This is a genomic window from Lacrimispora sinapis (assembly GCF_043633585.1).
In the GTDB taxonomy this organism is placed as follows: Bacteria; Bacillota; Clostridia; order Lachnospirales; family Lachnospiraceae; genus Lacrimispora; species Lacrimispora sinapis.
The window spans coordinates 2,022,507-2,039,325 of sequence record NZ_CP141832.1 but is presented as its reverse complement, the minus strand read 5'-3'; the positions used below and the strand labels follow the sequence as shown (position 1 = coordinate 2,039,325).

Below are 16,819 nucleotides of genomic sequence, written 5' to 3'. Positions count from 1 at the left end.
ATGGCAATTGTAACCATTGACGGAGTGGCAAAAGAGTATCCCATTGGAACGACTTATCAGGAGATCGCAAAGGAATACCAGCCTCAATACGAAAATGAAATTTTGCTGGTCGGTGTAAACGGTAAATTAAGGGAGCTTCATAAATCCGTACAGTTTGACTGCAATCTCCATTTCTATACTGCAAATGATCAGCCCGGAATCCAGACTTATCACAGAAGTGCTATTTTTCTTATGATGAAGGCATTCTATGATGTGGTGGGAACGGATCATATTGAAAAAGTAACGGTTGATTTCTCTCTTGGAAAAGGCTATTATATTGAGCCTCACGGAGATTTTGAATTGACAGAGGAAGTGATAAAACGGGTAAAAGTCCGTATGGAGGAATTTGTCAGTAAAAAGATTCCTATCATGAAACGGAGCGTGAATACGGATGATGCCATTGAATTATTTCATAAGCACCGCATGTATGACAAAGAGCGGTTGTTCCGTTACCGCCGGGTATCCAGAGTCAATATTTACAGCATAGGCGGATTTGAAGATTACTACTACGGATACATGGTGCAGAATACCGGATATATCAAATATTTTGATTTAGAATTGTTTGATGATGGCTTTATGCTCATGCTGCCTCAAAAAGAAAGTCCCAAAGAGGTTCCGGTCTTTGATTCGGCAAATAAAAGAAAGCTCTATCAGGTATTAAAAGAAAGTGTGAAATGGGGAGAGCGGCTCAATGTCTCTCATGTAGGCGCTTTGAATGAACGGATTGCAGAGGGGAATATCAACGAACTTATTTTGATTCAGGAGGCCCTGCAGGAAAAGAAAATTGCTGAAATCGCGGAGAAGATCGGCGCAGACAGAAGCAAGAAATTCGTCATGATTGCCGGTCCCTCTTCCTCGGGAAAAACAACCTTTTCCCATCGCTTATCCGTTCAGCTGAAGGCCCAGGGGCTGATCCCACATCCTATTGCAGCCGATAATTATTTTGTTAATCGTGTAAACAGTCCGAAAAATCCCGATGGAAGCTACAATTTTGAAGTGCTGGAAAGTCTGGATGTGGAGCAGTTTAATAAGGATATGACCGCGCTTCTTGCCGGAGAGACGGTGGAAATGCCAAGGTATCAGTTTAAGACAGGGGAAAGAGAGTACCGGGGAGATTATTTAAAACTGGGAAAAGACGATATTCTGGTCATTGAAGGGATTCACTGCTTGAATGATAAGCTGTCCTATTCTCTTCCAAAGGAAAGCAAGTTCCGGGTCTACGTAAGCGCCCTCACGCAGCTTAACATTGATGAGCATAACCGGATTCCCACCACGGACTGCCGTCTGATCCGCCGGATGGTGCGGGATGCCAGGACCAGAGGTGCATCTGCCCAGGATACCATACGGATGTGGCCTACGGTCAGACATGGAGAAGAATCTTATATTTTTCCGTTTCAGGAATCTGCGGATGTGATGTTTAATTCCGCTACGGTTTATGAACTGGCTGTGTTAAAGCAGTTTGCAGAGCCATTGCTTTTCGGTATTCCCAGAGAATCACCGGAATATATGGAGGCAAAGCGTCTGTTGAAATTTCTGGATTATTTTCTTGGTGTAAACAGCGAATTCATTCCCCGCAACTCCATCATACGTGAGTTTATCGGCGGCAGCTGTTTCCGGGTGTAAGGTATTGCTTTACAAAACAAGGAATGTATGATAAGCTATTATAGTTTTGAGTAAGACAAATGGCCGCAGCTGCAAAGCCGAAAGGCTGCAGGTGAGGAAAGTCCGGGCTTCACAGGGCAGGATGCCAGATAACGTCTGGCGGAGGCGACTCCAGGGAAAGTGCAACAGAAATATACCGCCGCGTCATGCGGTAAGGGTGGAAAGGTGGTGTAAGAGACCACCGCCCTTCTGGTAACAGGAGGGGCCATGTAAACCCCATTCGAAGCAAGACCGAACAGGGAGCGTAAGGCGGCCCGTCTGCTCCCGGGTAGGTCGCTTGAGCCTGTCGGTGACGGCAGGCCTAGATAGATGGCCATTCAACGACATAACCCGGCTTATCGTCTTGCTCAAAACTTTAAACAATGAATGGTAAAATTCAATTAGTATCATGGTGTTAAAAGAGTTCTGAAATCTTTGGTTTCAGGGCTTTTTTTGTTGTGGGATTTTGAGTGGTCCTTTGGTAAACTGCTGGTCTGTAAATCAATAATGGATCGGATAATTTTGTTTTTAATACCGGTTATTTATCAGAAATTATTACAGAAAAACCAGTTTATAAACCACGATCAAACAGGATACGACAAAAATAATGTTGAAATTGCACAATTATATATTTATATATATAAAATTATTGTGCAAAAGTTCTTTACAGAATAATTTGTATGTGATAGTATCCAATTATATTTGTTAAATAGGGCTAATACAGTTATAAAAGAGAGGAAATTTAAAGCATATAGAAACAAATCGAAAACTTTATGTAACATCTAATCAGAAGCCAAAACCGAGGTGAATGTGATGAAAAACAAATTATCTGGTATTCCTTTGAATATGATACGGATCAACGATGAATCATGGAACAAATACATTGGACTGGTTAAAGAAGTGATTATTCCATATCAATGGAAAATATTAAACGATTTAGAAGAAGATGCGGAACTCAGTCATTGCATACATAATTTTAAGATAGCAGCAGGTGAGGCAGAAGGAGAATTTGAGGGGGCGGTATTTCAGGATACCGATGTGGCCAAGTGGCTGGAGGCAGTGGCTTATACGCTTTTCTGCCACCCGGATGAGGAGCTGGAACGGATTGCCGACCAGACCATTGACTTGATCGGAAGAGCACAGCAGAAGGATGGTTATCTGGATACGTATTTTATCGTTAAGGAGCCGGACTTAAGATGGAAGAATCTTATGGAGGGGCATGAACTCTATACGGCGGGTCATATGATGGAAGCAGCAGTGGCTTATTTTGAGGCAACAGGCAAGGAGAAGTTTTTAAAGATCGTTTCCAGGCTTGCGGATCTGATTTGTGAAGTTTTCGGGCCGAAAGAGGAACAACTGCATGGATATCCGGGGCATCAGGAAATCGAGCTGGCTCTGGTAAAGCTATACCGAACCACCGGCAGGAGGAAATACCTTACATTGGCAAAGTATTTCATTGACCAGCGGGGGGTGGGGAAAAATTATTTCTTTTGGGAAATGGAGCAAGAGGGCCATCGGTTTCTTTTCCCGGATTTTCAAGGATATGACCCAAAGTATTCTCAGTCTCATCTCCCGGTCAGGCAGCAGAAGACGGCAGAAGGCCATGCCGTCAGAGCAGTCTATATGTATTGTGCCATGGCAGATCTGGCCTATGAATTTCAGGACGAAACGCTTCTGACGGTGTGCAGGAAGTTGTGGGAGAACATAGTAACCAAAAGAATGTACTTGACCGGCGGAATCGGGTCTTCCGGGATACTGGAACGGTTCACAGTGGATTATGATCTGCCCAATGACTGCAACTATTCGGAGACCTGTGCTTCCATTGGGCTGGCACTTTTTGGCAGACGGATGGCAGAAATCACGAGAGAGGCTTCCTTTATGGATACGGTGGAGCTTGCCTTATATAACACCATATTATCGGGAATCTCTCTGGACGGGAAACATTTCTTCTATGTAAATCCCATGGAGGTATGGCCCGATAACTGCATTCCACGCACATCAAAAGAACATGTGAAACCGGTGCGGCAGAAATGGTTTGGCTGTGCCTGCTGTCCTCCCAATATTGCCAGGACACTCGCTTCTTTTGGGCAATACCTTTATTTTAAGGATGACCATACCCTGTATGTAAATCTATATGTCAGCAGTCAGGTTAAAACCCGGCTTTCCAATGAGGAGGTTTGTGTGAAAGTTACAACTGAACTTCCCGGGAAGGGAAAGTATGTAATTAAAATAAACAGCAAAGGAAACCAGAAAAAGACCCTGGCTTTCCGTATTCCTGCTTATGGGAAAGACTTCCAAGTTCAGAATGAAAACGGAACAATCCTTTCCCCGGAGATATCAAATGGTTATGCATACATAAGCGGAACGTTTGCTGACACGGTTTTATCTGTGGCCTATCAAGAGAAGGCAGGATTTATCCGGGCCAATCCAAACGTCAGAGCAGACGCCGGAAAAGTCGCCATGATGAAAGGACCGGTGGTCTATTGCCTGGAAGAGGTGGATAACGGGAAAAATCTGGCTTCCATTTATGTGGATGCTGACCAGGAAATAAAGGAGATATACGAACCAGAGGTCATGGGCGGAACGCTGACTTTAGAACTGGAAGGCAAAAGAATCAGCAGTGACAACTGGAGCGGTCAATCCCTTTACGGAACGGAAAAAAGGAAGTTGGAAGATGTAAAACTGAAAGCAGTACCATACAGCAGCTGGGGGAACCGGAAGGCAGGAGAGATGACGGTATGGATAAAAGAACTGATCCGGTAAGAGTCATACAGATGGTATCATCTGATTTGATATAGTTGTAAGACGAAAAGGAGGATTTATAATGAAAAAAAGGGGATTGGCAGCATTGCTGTGTCTGGCAATGGGGGCATCCATGATTGCAGGATGCAGCAGTTCGACTGGGGGAAATGCGGGGGAAACCACCAAAGGTGCGTTGTCTGCCGGAAAGAAAACCATGGAGGTGGGGGGAGATGATGTCACCACCTTAAATGTATGGACGTTCATCGAGCTTCACCAGGATTTCTATGTTGCCATGGCAGAAAAGTGGAATGAGGCTCATCCGGACAAAAAAGTAAAACTGGTGCTGAGTAATATGCCCTATGATGACATGCACAATAAATTATCCCTTGCTCTGGAATCCGGGGAAGGGGCACCGGATATCGTGGATATCGAGCTTGGCAAATTTCCGGCATTTATGGTGGGGAAAATCGGTTTGATGGAGTTAAATGATGCCATTGAACCATATAGGAAAAACATCGTCCAGTCCAGACTTGATATTTACTCCAAAGACGGAAAGGAATATGGACTTCCGACACACGTAGGAACAACGGTGGCTTTTTACAATGATAAGCTGTTAAAGGAGGCCGGAATCAACTATGAGGACATCAAGACCTGGGACCAGTTTAAGGAAGCCGGAGTGAAATATCACGAAGCTACGGGAAAATATTTTTCCTGTGTGGAGACATCGGCTCAGTGGATGGTAAACTTAATGCTGGCTCAAAAGGGCGGAGACTATATTGAGAAGGACGGAAAACTGAATCTGACAAGCAAAGAGATGACCGAGGTACTGGAATATATCAAGGGAATGCAGGAAACCGGTGCATTTGCCACGATCCCAGGAGGCCAGCCGGATAATGAAGAAGCATATCCCTTCTATAATAACGGTGATTATGCTGTCCAGATCATGCCGTTCTGGCAGACCTCCAGATATGTCAATTATATGAGTGACATCAAGAAACAGGTAGCCATTGCCAATGTTCCTGTATGGAAGGAACAGGATGGTGAGATTGCGACCATCGGCGGCGGCGGAACCGGAACGGCCATTGTAAAAAGCGGAGAACATGCAGAGCTGGCCGCAGAAGTCATGGCTTTCATTAAGCTTTCAGAAGAATCCAACAAAGAAGTCTGGAATGTGCTTGGATTTGATCCTGTTAATACGGCAGTCTGGACCGATCAGACGCTTACACAAAATCCTGAAAACAAGTTTATCCAGTATTTTACCAATAATCCGTTTGATACTCTGCTTCATACCAAGGACAGCATTGGCATCCTGCAGGCATATACCGATGAAAAATATCCGTCCATCAACAACGAATTCTGTAATGTCACATTAAACAGCATTTTTGAAGACGGAATGGATGTGACAGAGGCACTTAAACAGTCACAGGAAACCCTTAACAACGAATTTAAGGAGAACTAATTTCCTGCAGCCGTCTGTTATATTTTTATCAAAAAAGGAGTATATAATATGAAGAAATTTTTTTACTCTAAAAAGATAGCTCCTTATGTATTTATAGGTCCGTTTGTAATTACGGTACTGTTATTCTGGCTGATTCCTATCTGCAACGGTGTTCTTTTAAGCTTTCAGGATGTGTTGAAGGAGCAATGGGTAGGCTTCGACAATTATACACGGCTGCTGTCTGATAAAATATTTCTAAAGGCATTATGGAACAGTTTTAAATATATGGTGGGAACGCTGGTGCTTCTGATTCCTTTTCCCATGCTATTTGCAACGCTGTTAAACAGCAAGCTCATGAAGAAGGCGGATTTTTTTAAGTCCATTTATTTCATACCCGCCCTGACCTCTGTTGTAGTTGCAGGTACTATTTTCCGTTTGATGTTTGGAGAATCCTCTACCTCACTGTTTAACCAGATCCTTGGATATTTCGAAATTGCTCCGGTCAAATGGCTGAAAGGCGCGGGAACCAGTTTTTTTGCTCTTTTGTTACTGGCCTGCTGGAGATGGACGGGGGTCAATATCCTTTATTTTCTCGCAGGTCTTCAAAGCATTCCTTCCGAACTGTATGAAGCCGCTTCCATTGATGGTGCCTCCAAATGGCAGCAGTTTAAAAAGATATCCGTTCCCCTGGTAAAGCCTACCACGGTCTATGTCCTTACCATCAGTATCTATGCGGGGCTTTCTATGTTCCTTGAAAGCAATATGTTATTCAAGGGAAATAATTCTCCCAATAACATCGGGCTTACAATCGTGGGGTATTTATACCGGCAGGGAGTTGAAAAAAGGGCTTTGGGTTATGCGTGTGCCGTGGGACTGATTCTTCTGGTGGTTGTGATGCTGGTCAACATCCTGCAGCTGAAGATTACAGGAACCTTTAAAGAGGGGAGAGATTAATATGAGAAGAACCGCGGGAAAAAAGGCAAGCTCTTTGGCATTGTTGATTTTATTCACCCTTCTTGCCCTGTTGATCGTTCTTCCGATCTGGGTGCTGTTCGTGGCAAGCTTCAAGCCAGGAAATGACCTTCTGCAATATGGACTCAACCTGGATATCAACGTTGACAGAATGAATCTGGATAACTACGTTCTGCTTTTTACGGGACAGCATGAATACTGGAAATGGTTCTTTAACAGCATTTGCCTTACGGTAATAACCGTAGTCAGCACCCTGCTGGTCAGTTCCTTTGTGGGTTATGGATTTGCGGCTTATGAGTTTAAAGGGAAAAAAGGATTGTTCCTGATCGTTTTGCTGATTCTGTCCATTCCGCTGGAAGTGGTTATGCTGCCGCTGTATAAGCAAATGTCAAGCTGGAAGCTGATGGACAGCTATACAGCCATTATCCTTCCCTTTGTTGCTCATGCCTCTACAATCTTTTTCTTCCGCCAGTATTTGCTCAGTATTCCCCAGACTCTGCTGGAAGCAGGAAGAATCGACGGGGCTACAGAATATGGAATTTTTTTCAGACTGATCGTACCTCTGATGAAGCCTGCATTTTCTGCAATGGCTATTTTAAATGGAATGAATGCATGGAACAATTACCTTTGGCCCTTACTGGTTATCCGTACCTCTAAAAAATATCCGCTGACGCTGGGATTGAATACTCTTATCAACCCTTACGGGGATAATTACAGCCTTTTGATCGTAGGTTCAGTTTTTTCCGTCATCCCCATATTTCTTTTGTTTGTAGCATTCCAGAAATATTTCATTGAGGGAATGATGGCAGGAGCGGTGAAGGGATAGAGGTGGAAGAACCAAAGGAGAAAAGATTAATGACGAACTTTATCAGGAGAAAAGAATTTTGCCGGAAAGCTTGAAGGATCAAGTGCCTGACGGTATAATAGAGGTATTGCCAAGACTTTTTCATGGGGGAGAAATGGGATTTTCCCCATCTGGCAAGGGACGGGAGCATACATATCTATATACAGAACGGAGGAAATTATGGCTGTCAGGCAGATTACAGGCAGACGTCTGAATGAATTCGCTGAAGACTATGTGGTATTTGATTTGGAGACAACAGGGATCAGCGTTCAGGAAGATTTGATAATTGAGATTTCAGCAATCAAGGTGAAAGGGCATCAGCCGGTGGAAGAATTTACGGCTCTTATCAATCCGGAGACCCATATACCGGCCGGAGCTACGAAGGTAAACGGCATAACCGATGACATGGTAAAGGAGGCCCCCCTGTTGATCCAGGTACTTCCTGCTTTTCTGTCCTTTATTGAAGGAGAGATCCTGGTCGGGCACAATATTCAGTCCTTTGATTTGCTTTTTATTTATAACGCGGCAGAAAAACTGCTTCAAAAAGATGTACCCAATGATTACATAGATACACTTTATATGGCAAGGCAATGTCTTCCTCAGCTGAGACGCCACAGGCTGACGGATTTATCTGCTTACTTTAATATAAGTACGGAGGGGGCTCACAGGGCATTGAATGACTGTATCATGAACCAGAAGTGTTATGAACAGATAGGAAAACTGCTGGGAGCCGGAAATCCGACCGCAGAGGTCTGTCCTCAATGCGGAGGAGAATTGAGACGGCGCAGCGGCAGGTTTGGTGATTTTTACGGATGTACCAATTTTCCAAGCTGCCGGTTCACTAGAAATGCATAAGCGATTCCCCCATAGGAAAGGCCCGGTTTATGGAATTTTCGATCGAGAGAGCAGTAACACAGGATTTTCAGGCATTGGCAAATGTGATCCATACAGTATGGGAGAAAATTGAAAATAAGGACTGGTTCGTAGCGGATCATGCAGATTTTATCCATGATCTGCTGCAGCACCAAAATGGGATCGGATACAAGGCCATGGTGAAGGAGTCTGGAATCATTGCAGGGGTATTTGTTGTCACATTTCCCGGAAGACAGGAAGAGAACCTTGGCTGGGATATGGGATTGCCCGAAGAAGAACTGGAAAAAGTGGCTCATATGGAGTCCGTTGCCATCCTGCCGGAATATCGGGGGAATGGTCTGCAGTATGCTCTGATGCAGGCGGCAGAAAAAGAATTAAGACAAAGGGGATATGGGTATCTCATGTGCACCATCCACCCGGAGAACGTCTACAGCAAAGAAAATGTGATCCGGCAGGGCTATGAAGTGGTTATGACAAAAGAAAAGTATGGTGGCCTTGTGAGAGATATTTTATTAAAGAAGATCAATGAATGAAACCCGGTGAGTGCCCTGAACGATCAGGTTCAATCACCGGGTAATTTTTATTTGGTATACTTTTCTTCGCAGTACATGCAGCGGTAGATTTCTTTTGCTTCATCGGAAAGATAGAAGACATGAGGAAGTTCCTGCTCGATGGAAGTGATGCATCTGGGGTTTTTGCACTGGATCACATTGGTGATCTTCTGAGGAAGACTCAGTGCCCTTTTTTCAGCGATTTCATTATTCCGAATGATATTGACTGTGATATTGTGGTCAATGTAGCCTAAAATATCCAAATCAATGTGGTTTAATCCGCCTTCAATTTTAATGATATCCTTTTTCCCCATTTTGTTGCTTTTTACATTTTTTATAATTGCAACCTGACAGTCCAGCTTGTCCAGGCTTAAATTATAATAGATTTCCAGACTTTTTCCCGCTTCAATGTGATCCAATACAATTCCTTCTTTTAATCCGCTGATATTTAACATGATTTTTCCACCTCCAATAATGTCATAATCAGAGCCATGCGCACGTAAACGCCGTATTGTGCCTGTTTAAAATAGGCGGCTCTTGGATCTTCGTCGATCTCCACAGAAATCTCATTGACTCTGGGAAGAGGGTGAAGAACGTACATATCTTCTTTTGCCAGCTTCAGTTTCTTCCGGTCCAGAATGTAACAGTTTTTTAAACGAATATAATCTTCTTCGTTAAAAAAACGCTCCTTCTGAACGCGAGTCATGTAGAGAATATCCAGTTCCGGCATGGCATCATCAAGGCTGTCCATTTCCATAAATTCAATATGATTGGCCCTCAGTACATCCTCCCGGATATATTCAGGTACACGCAGTTCAGGGGGAGAGATTAAGATAAACCGGATGTTCTCGTAGCGAACCAGAGCGTTGATGAGAGAGTGGACGGTACGTCCGAATTTTAAGTCACCGCATAATCCGATGGTCAGATCGTTTAAACGGCCTTTTAAAGAACGAATGGAAAGAAGATCGGTAAGGGTTTGTGTCGGATGCTGATGTCCTCCGTCGCCGGCATTGATCACTGGAATTCCCGAATGTCTGGCAGCCACTAACGGTGCGCCTTCCTTAGGATGTCTCATGGCACAAATGTCCGCATAGCAGGAAATGACTCGAATGGTATCGGAAACACTTTCGCCTTTTGCAGCAGAACTTGAATCGGCAGAAGAAAAGCCCAGTACGCTCCCACCCAGATTCAGCATTGCAGCTTCAAAACTTAAGCGGGTTCTTGTACTTGGCTCATAAAATAATGTCGCTAATTTTTTTCCATCACATACGTGGGAATATTTTGGAAGATTATCTTCAATATCTTTTGCCAGATCTAAAAGCCGTTCGGTTTCTTCCACACTAAAGTCTAACGGGTTAAGTAAATGTCTCATAAGAATCTCCTTTATCCACTGAGTTATGGTTTCAAATTCTATCCCATTATATAGTATTCATTGGAATATTTCCACACTTTTTTTCAAAATATGCTATAATCTTTTTGCATGGATTTTATCCGGATTTTCCCCTATTTCCTGTAAGGAATCTGTAAGGAAGATTAAGAAAATAAAGTATGACCAAAAAGGAACCCATGTTGTATAATGTGAGTGCAAATGAATGTCAGGAGGTAACTGGGGTGGCAGAAGGTAAGACACCTATGATTGAAGTAAAGGATCTATACAAGGTGTATAAAGTCGGGAATACTAAGGTCTATGCATTGAACGGCGTGGATTTTACCATATATAAAGGGGAGTTTTGTGCGATTGTAGGGCCTTCCGGTTCAGGAAAGTCAACGCTTCTTAATATGATGGCTGGTCTTGAAAAGCCTTCCAAGGGAGAGATCGTTATTGGAGGGCATCATATAGAAAAGCTGACGGAGAACCAGTTAGTAGCATTTCGGAGAAAACATGTAGGCTTTATCTTTCAGTCTTACAATTTAATTAAAACCATGAATGCAGAGGAAAATGTTGCAATGCCTCTCTCGTTCCGGGGAATCCCCAAAAAGGCCAGAAATGAAAAGGCAAGGGAATACATAAAGTTAGTGGGTCTCGAAAAGCAGATGAAGCATATGGCAAATGAGATGTCAGGCGGGCAGCAGCAGCGGGTGGGGATTGCCAGAGCCCTTGCGGTGAATCCCAAGATCATCTTTGCCGATGAGCCCACCGGGAATCTGGATTCCAAGACAACAAAAGAGATTTTAAACCTGATGCAGAAGATTGTAAGGGAACAGAATCAGACACTGGTTATGGTTACTCATGACAATTACATCGCAAAATTTGCGGACAGGCAATTCCATATCGTGGATGGAAAAATATTTAAGATTGAGGAACAGCATCATGAGGATACAAAGGAGGAGAATGGGAATGAACAAGTTTAGAAAGGGGATTGTGTGGCTGCTGTCGGTTCTCATGATGGTTTCTGCTGTGCATATGCCGGCGTTTGGGCAGTATGATTTAAGTAAAAATACATACATAGACGTTAAGAAAACTCCCTCCGGAAAGACGGGAGAAAATATTACGATTAATATGGTTTTTACAAATGATACCAGCAATGACCTGAATGGTGTGGCAGTTCTTTTTGATCGGTCTGTAGCAGAAGCGGAGTATGAGGCAACTGAAGATGATGATGAGGACAGTACCACCCGTACCAGTGATATGTTTCCTTTTGAAATCACTTCCAGTACATTCAACGCAAAGATATTAGGAAAGGTAAAGAGCGGAAGTTCTAAAAACTTTTCACTTAGTGCCAGAGTACGCAGAGATATTTCAGAAGGATATTATACCGTTCCTTTAGAAGTAAAAGTAGGAGGTTCCCATGCCTCTTATGAAAAAGTCAATGTGTGGATCACAAAATCCTCCGGAACGACTGCATCAGGCAGTACCGAGGGCACTATACAGTTTGAACTGGGAGAGGATCAGAGCACTCCTTTTGGAACCTACCCTGATGTGATGAATTACAATATGAACGTCCGCAATTCCTCTGATATAACTGCTTTTGATGTGAATATCAGAATGACCGTGGACCCGGACAGCACCAAATTCCCTTTTGACATTAATGATGGAAACTATACGAAACATTATGACCGGATCGGTGGGGGAGAGAAGATATCTGTTCCTTACAGCATGAGCATCCGTAAGGATGTTTACAGCGGATATTATCCTATCGCTTTTACCATCGAGTACCGGGACAGTACGGATGGAGATATCCAGAAGGCTCAGGGAACCTTCTATGTAAAAGTTCAGAATAAGGAAAAAGAAGAAGATACGAAAGAATTTAATGCCAATGACAGAACGAAAGCTAGGCTGATCGTAGATGGATTTCAGACAAATCCGGAGACTGTTTATGCGGGAGATGACTTTGAACTGATCCTTCATATGAAAAATGCTTCTGAAGATGTAGCGGCCAGCAATATTCTTTTCAGTCTGGAATCGGAAAAGGTTTCGGACAGTGCGGTATTTACCACGGATTCCAGTTCGTCTGCCATTGTTGTGAATTCGCTTTCTGCCGGTCAGACCACGGATGTCAAGGTGAAGATGCGGGCAGGAGCCTGGGTGGATCAGAGAACCTATGCCCTGACCATCAATGAAAAATATGACAGTCCCGAATTTAAGAATGCGGAAGAAAAAGTTACAGTAAATATTCCGGTCAGGCAGGTTGCCCGGCTGAATACAGGCACCATAGATGTTATGCCGGACGCAATTTCCGTTGGTTCGGAAACCAATGTCATGTTCCCTATCAACAACACGGGAAAAGTCCTTCTTTACAATGTCATGGTTAATTTTGTGGGTGACTCCATCCAGCAGACCAGCAGCTATGTGGGAAATATTAAACCCGGTGAGACCGGCAATGTGGATGCCATGCTCACCGGTACAGCACCAACCATGGATGACGGAAAAATCAAGGTCCTGATTACCTATGAGGATGAAAATGGAGTGGTCAGTGAGCCGGTTGAAAAAGAGATCACCCTTATGGTATCGGAGGCTGCGGAAATGGAATCGGGAGCGGAAGATCCCGGGGCAATGCCTGCCGATACGGAGCCCAAGGGAATGGCAAGATACAAGAACGTGATCATTGGCTGTGTGACCGCAGTTTTGGTCATTGGTGGTGCAGGTACCGTCCTTGTTCTTAAAAGACGGAAAAAGAAAAAGGAAACAGAACAAGAGGATATAGAGAATGAGATTTAGCGATTTGCTTTCCATGAGTGTGAATAATTTAAGACGCAGGAAGCTGAGGACATTTCTAACGGTTCTGGGAGTTTTGATTGGTACAGCTTCCATTGTGGTTATGGTGTCTTTGGGGATCGGTTTTAATCAGCTTACCATGGAACAGATTGCTTCCTATGGCAGTCTTACCGAGATTTCGGTATATTCCGATGCAGGCCAGGGACCGGGGGATAACGGCAAGGAACCCAGTTATATGACGGATGATGTGATCAAGCAGATGGAACATTTGGATCATGTTACCGGGGTTTCACCGATTCTGGAAATGAATGTGCTGATGAAACAGGGAATCTATCAGGGCAATATCAACCTGATGGGGGTCAGCCAGTCGTATTTAAAAAACATTCCTTTAAAGGAGGGGAGGCTTCCGGAACCAGGAAAAAAAGAAATTGAGATGGTAATAGGAAATATGGTTGCCAGAAATTTTTCCAATCCCAAAAGCAATGTGGATTATTACGATGATCCCTCTAACGTTCCTGACATAGATTTTATGAACCGGCCTCTGTTTGTTATCTTTGATGTGGATGCATATTATCAGACCCAGAGCGGCGGGGAGTCTGATGATAAGACTCCGGTCAAACCACCCAAAAAGTATTTATTATCTGCCAGCGGCCTGGTGGAAGGCAGCGGGGAGGAATACAATAACTACAGCTACAGTGTTTATGTGGATATTGATGCCTTAAAGACCCAGTTAAAGCAGATTTTTAAGAAAAAGCCCATTCCCGGCCAGCCTACCACCAAGAAAGGGAAACCATATAATTACTTTATCTATAATCAGGCATTTGTTCAGGTAGATGATATGAGCAATGTATCTGCGGTACAAAAGGCCATTACGGATATGGGGTATCAGGCGAGCAGCAATATGGAATGGCTGGAACAGTCCCAGAAGCAGGCCCAGATGGTTCAGGCTCTTTTGGGCGGGATCGGAGCAGTTTCTCTGTTCGTTGCGGCGATTGGGATTGCCAACACCATGATGATGTCCATTTATGAAAGAACCAAGGAAATCGGAATTTTAAAGGTATTGGGCTGCGATATGAATAATATCAGGAACATGTTTCTTCTGGAGTCCGGATTTATAGGCTTTATGGGAGGGGTGACTGGAATTATATTCAGTTATGGTGTTTCACTCCTTATAAATAAGCTTTTGGCGGGCCGCTTGATGACGGATATGCCGGGAGATTTGTCGAGAATCCCACCCTGGCTATCCATAACTGCCATTGGGTTTGCTGTTTTTGTGGGAATGGCGGCAGGCTTTTTTCCGGCGTTAAGAGCTATGAAGCTGAGTCCCCTTGCTGCGATCCGCAACGATTAGTTGAATTGGAAAAAGTACTTGCTTTTTAGAGAAGTATCGTATATGATGTTTAACATGGTACGTGCGACTGGCGGATAAGTGGAGATAACCACGGGGAGCACGTTACGAATTGAAGCCGACCGCCTGGGCACCGCTATGGGATGCCCAGGCGGTTTTTTGCGTATAAGCGATGAAGGAGGACCAAATTTTATGAATTTGATTTCTTTAAAGGACGATTTAAAAAGCAATTCTTATCCGGGAAGAGGAATTGTGATCGGAAAAACCCCGGACGGAACAAAGGCAGTTGCCGCATATTTTATCATGGGAAGAAGTGAGAACAGCCGAAACCGCATATTTGTGGAAGAGGGGGAGGGCATCCGCACCCAGGCATTTGATCCTTCCAAACTGACAGACCCCAGCCTGATTATTTATGCACCGGTCCGTGTTTTGGGAAATAAGACCATAGTTACCAATGGAGATCAGACCGATACCATTTATGAGGGATTGGATTCCCAGCTCACCTTCGAGCAGTCTCTCCGAAGCAGAGAATTTGAACCGGACAGTCCCAACTATACCCCTCGTATATCGGGCATTCTGCATATGGAAGGGGGACAGTTCCATTATGCCATGTCCATCTTAAAGAGCAACCATGGAAATCCGGAATCATGCAACCGCTATACCTTTGCTTATGAAAATCCCACAGCAGGGGAGGCACATTTTATCCATACCTATCTGCAGGACGGGAATCCGCTTCCCAGTTTTGAAGGAGAACCAAAGCTTGTGGAGACAAAGAATGATCTGGATGAATTTACGGAAATGATCTGGGAGAATCTAAACGAGGAAAACAAAGTTTCTCTGTTTGTAAGATATATTGATATAAAGACCCAGACGTATGAAACCCGAATTATAAATAAGAACAAATAACAGGAGTGCTGAGGATGAACGAACTGGAATTAAAATATGGCTGTAACCCCAATCAGAAACCATCACGGATCTATATGTCCGGAGAAAAGGAACTCCCCATCCAGGTATTAAGCGGGCGTCCCGGATATATTAATTTTTTGGATGCCTTAAACGGCTGGCAGTTGGTAAAAGAATTAAAGGAAGCAACCGGACTTCCTGCAGCGGCTTCTTTTAAACACGTGTCTCCTGCAGGAGCAGCCGTAGGTCTTCCCCTTGATCCGGTTCTTGCGAAAATTTACTGGGTGGACGATATGGGAGAACTTTCTCCCCTGGCCTGTGCCTATGCCCGCGCCAGAGGGGCTGACCGTATGTCCTCCTTTGGTGATTTTATTGCTCTGTCTGATATCTGTGATGTGGATACGGCGAAAATCATTAAGCGTGAAGTCTCTGATGGTGTCATCGCTCCCGGATTTGAACCGGAAGCACTGGCAATCTTAAAGGCAAAAAAGAATGGAAATTATAATGTGATTGAAATTGACCCGGATTACAAGCCCGAACCACTTGAGAAAAAGCAGGTTTATGGAATTGTGTTTGAGCAGGGAAGAAATGAACTAAAGATCAATGAGGGACTTTTAACAAAGGTGGTTACACAAAATAAAGAGATTCCCGACTCTGCAAAGAGGGATCTGATCATTTCCCTCATCACCTTAAAATACACCCAGTCAAACTCTGTCTGCTACGCTAAAGACGGACAGGCCATCGGCATCGGGGCCGGGCAGCAGTCAAGAGTTCATTGTACCAGACTTGCAGGAAATAAGGCGGATAACTGGTATTTGCGTCAGGCACCCCAGGTTCTTGATCTTTTGTTTGTGGATGGAATCCGCCGGGCGGACAGGGACAATGCCATTGATGTTTACATCGGTGAGGACTATATGGATGTCTTGGCTGACGGCAGATGGGAGTCGGTTTTTAAGGTGAAACCTCCTGTATTTACAAGGGAAGAAAAACGGGCCTGGCTGGATCAGCTTTCCGGTGTTTCTTTAGGCTCCGATGCATTTTTCCCATTTGGCGACAACGTGGACAGGGCGTTTAAAAGCGGAGTGACGTATGTGGCTCAGCCGGGAGGTTCTGTTCGTGATGACCAGGTGATAGAAACCTGTGACAAATATGGAATGGCGATGGCGTTTACGGAGATCCGTCTGTTCCATCATTAAGGGAGTTTTATTTAACCGGACAGGAAGCCAGGAAATGCCTGGAGCTTTTGTCCGGTTATTTTTTTGTGTCATTTGCGTTGGTAATAAAAGAAGTACCAGCCTATATTTCTTGTAAA

At 44.0% G+C, this 16,819-nt stretch carries 14 protein-coding genes, 1 other RNA gene and 1 riboswitch; of the genes, 13 read left to right on the top strand and 2 right to left on the bottom strand.

Translation table 11 applies throughout. From position 1 onward, the window contains the following. From VIG27_RS09465 to VIG27_RS09430, 8 genes are all read left to right on the top strand, one after another. The gene (locus VIG27_RS09465) at positions 1-1,662 is read left to right on the top strand and encodes a nucleoside kinase (protein WP_394522249.1); all 1,662 of its coding nucleotides are present in this window, start codon (positions 1-3) and stop codon (positions 1,660-1,662) included. A 47-nt stretch (positions 1,663-1,709) separates the two neighbouring features. Further along, an RNA gene (rnpB, locus tag VIG27_RS09460) (RNase P RNA component class A) lies at positions 1,710-2,055 on the top strand. Positions 2,056-2,493: 438 nt separating this feature from the next. Then, on the top strand, positions 2,494-4,443 hold the full coding sequence (locus VIG27_RS09455) for a glycoside hydrolase family 127 protein (protein WP_394522248.1): 1,950 nt from the start codon (positions 2,494-2,496) through the stop codon (positions 4,441-4,443). A gap of 61 nt (positions 4,444-4,504) precedes the next feature. Further along, positions 4,505-5,881: an ABC transporter substrate-binding protein gene (locus VIG27_RS09450; protein ID WP_394522247.1), complete on the top strand. Its 1,377-nt coding sequence runs from the start codon at positions 4,505-4,507 to the stop codon at positions 5,879-5,881. Positions 5,882-5,929: 48 nt separating this feature from the next. Beyond that, positions 5,930-6,814, top strand: coding sequence for a carbohydrate ABC transporter permease (locus VIG27_RS09445; RefSeq protein WP_394522245.1), 885 nt, complete (start codon positions 5,930-5,932; stop codon positions 6,812-6,814). Position 6,815: 1 nt separating this feature from the next. Next, positions 6,816-7,658, top strand: coding sequence for a carbohydrate ABC transporter permease (locus VIG27_RS09440; protein ID WP_394522244.1), 843 nt, complete (start codon positions 6,816-6,818; stop codon positions 7,656-7,658). Positions 7,659-7,856: 198 nt separating this feature from the next. After that, positions 7,857-8,531 carry an exonuclease domain-containing protein gene (locus VIG27_RS09435; protein WP_394522243.1) on the top strand — a complete coding sequence of 225 codons (675 nt, stop codon included), beginning with the start codon at positions 7,857-7,859 and terminating at the stop codon, positions 8,529-8,531. Between the two features lie 29 nt (positions 8,532-8,560). Beyond that, positions 8,561-9,082, top strand: a complete 522-nt coding sequence (locus VIG27_RS09430) for a GNAT family N-acetyltransferase (RefSeq protein WP_394522242.1) — start codon at positions 8,561-8,563, stop codon at positions 9,080-9,082. Between the two features lie 47 nt (positions 9,083-9,129). Here VIG27_RS09430 and VIG27_RS09425 read toward each other — a convergent pair whose 3' ends face one another. Further along, complete coding sequence (locus VIG27_RS09425) at positions 9,130-9,555, bottom strand: aspartate carbamoyltransferase regulatory subunit (RefSeq protein ID WP_394522241.1); 426 nt, start codon at positions 9,553-9,555, stop codon at positions 9,130-9,132. Further along, a complete protein-coding gene (gene pyrB, locus VIG27_RS09420; RefSeq protein WP_394522240.1) occupies positions 9,549-10,472 on the bottom strand; it encodes an aspartate carbamoyltransferase in 924 nt (307 codons plus the stop codon). The genes VIG27_RS09425 and pyrB overlap by 7 nt, the downstream gene beginning before the upstream one ends. 260 nt (positions 10,473-10,732) lie before the next feature. Between pyrB and VIG27_RS09415 the strand changes: the two genes are divergently transcribed. The 5 genes from VIG27_RS09415 (at position 10,733) to VIG27_RS09395 (ending at position 16,703) form a co-directional block, all read left to right on the top strand. Then, entirely contained in the window at positions 10,733-11,452 is a 720-nt protein-coding gene (locus VIG27_RS09415; protein ID WP_394527470.1) for an ABC transporter ATP-binding protein, read from the top strand. Next, positions 11,433-13,259, top strand: coding sequence for a COG1361 S-layer family protein (locus VIG27_RS09410; RefSeq protein ID WP_394522239.1), 1,827 nt, complete (start codon positions 11,433-11,435; stop codon positions 13,257-13,259). Before VIG27_RS09415 ends, VIG27_RS09410 begins: the two co-directional genes overlap by 20 nt. Beyond that, positions 13,249-14,607, top strand: a complete 1,359-nt coding sequence (locus tag VIG27_RS09405) for an ABC transporter permease (RefSeq protein WP_394522238.1) — start codon at positions 13,249-13,251, stop codon at positions 14,605-14,607. Before VIG27_RS09410 ends, VIG27_RS09405 begins: the two co-directional genes overlap by 11 nt. 53 nt (positions 14,608-14,660) lie before the next feature. Beyond that, a riboswitch (ZMP/ZTP riboswitch) is annotated at positions 14,661-14,743 on the top strand. Between the two features lie 53 nt (positions 14,744-14,796). Then, the gene (locus VIG27_RS09400) at positions 14,797-15,510 is read left to right on the top strand and encodes an IMP cyclohydrolase (RefSeq protein ID WP_394522237.1); all 714 of its coding nucleotides are present in this window, start codon (positions 14,797-14,799) and stop codon (positions 15,508-15,510) included. Positions 15,511-15,524: 14 nt separating this feature from the next. Further along, positions 15,525-16,703 (top strand): phosphoribosylaminoimidazolecarboxamide formyltransferase, encoded by a 1,179-nt coding sequence (locus VIG27_RS09395; protein WP_394522236.1) that lies wholly within the window; start codon positions 15,525-15,527, stop codon positions 16,701-16,703. Positions 16,704-16,819 lie beyond the last annotated feature (116 nt).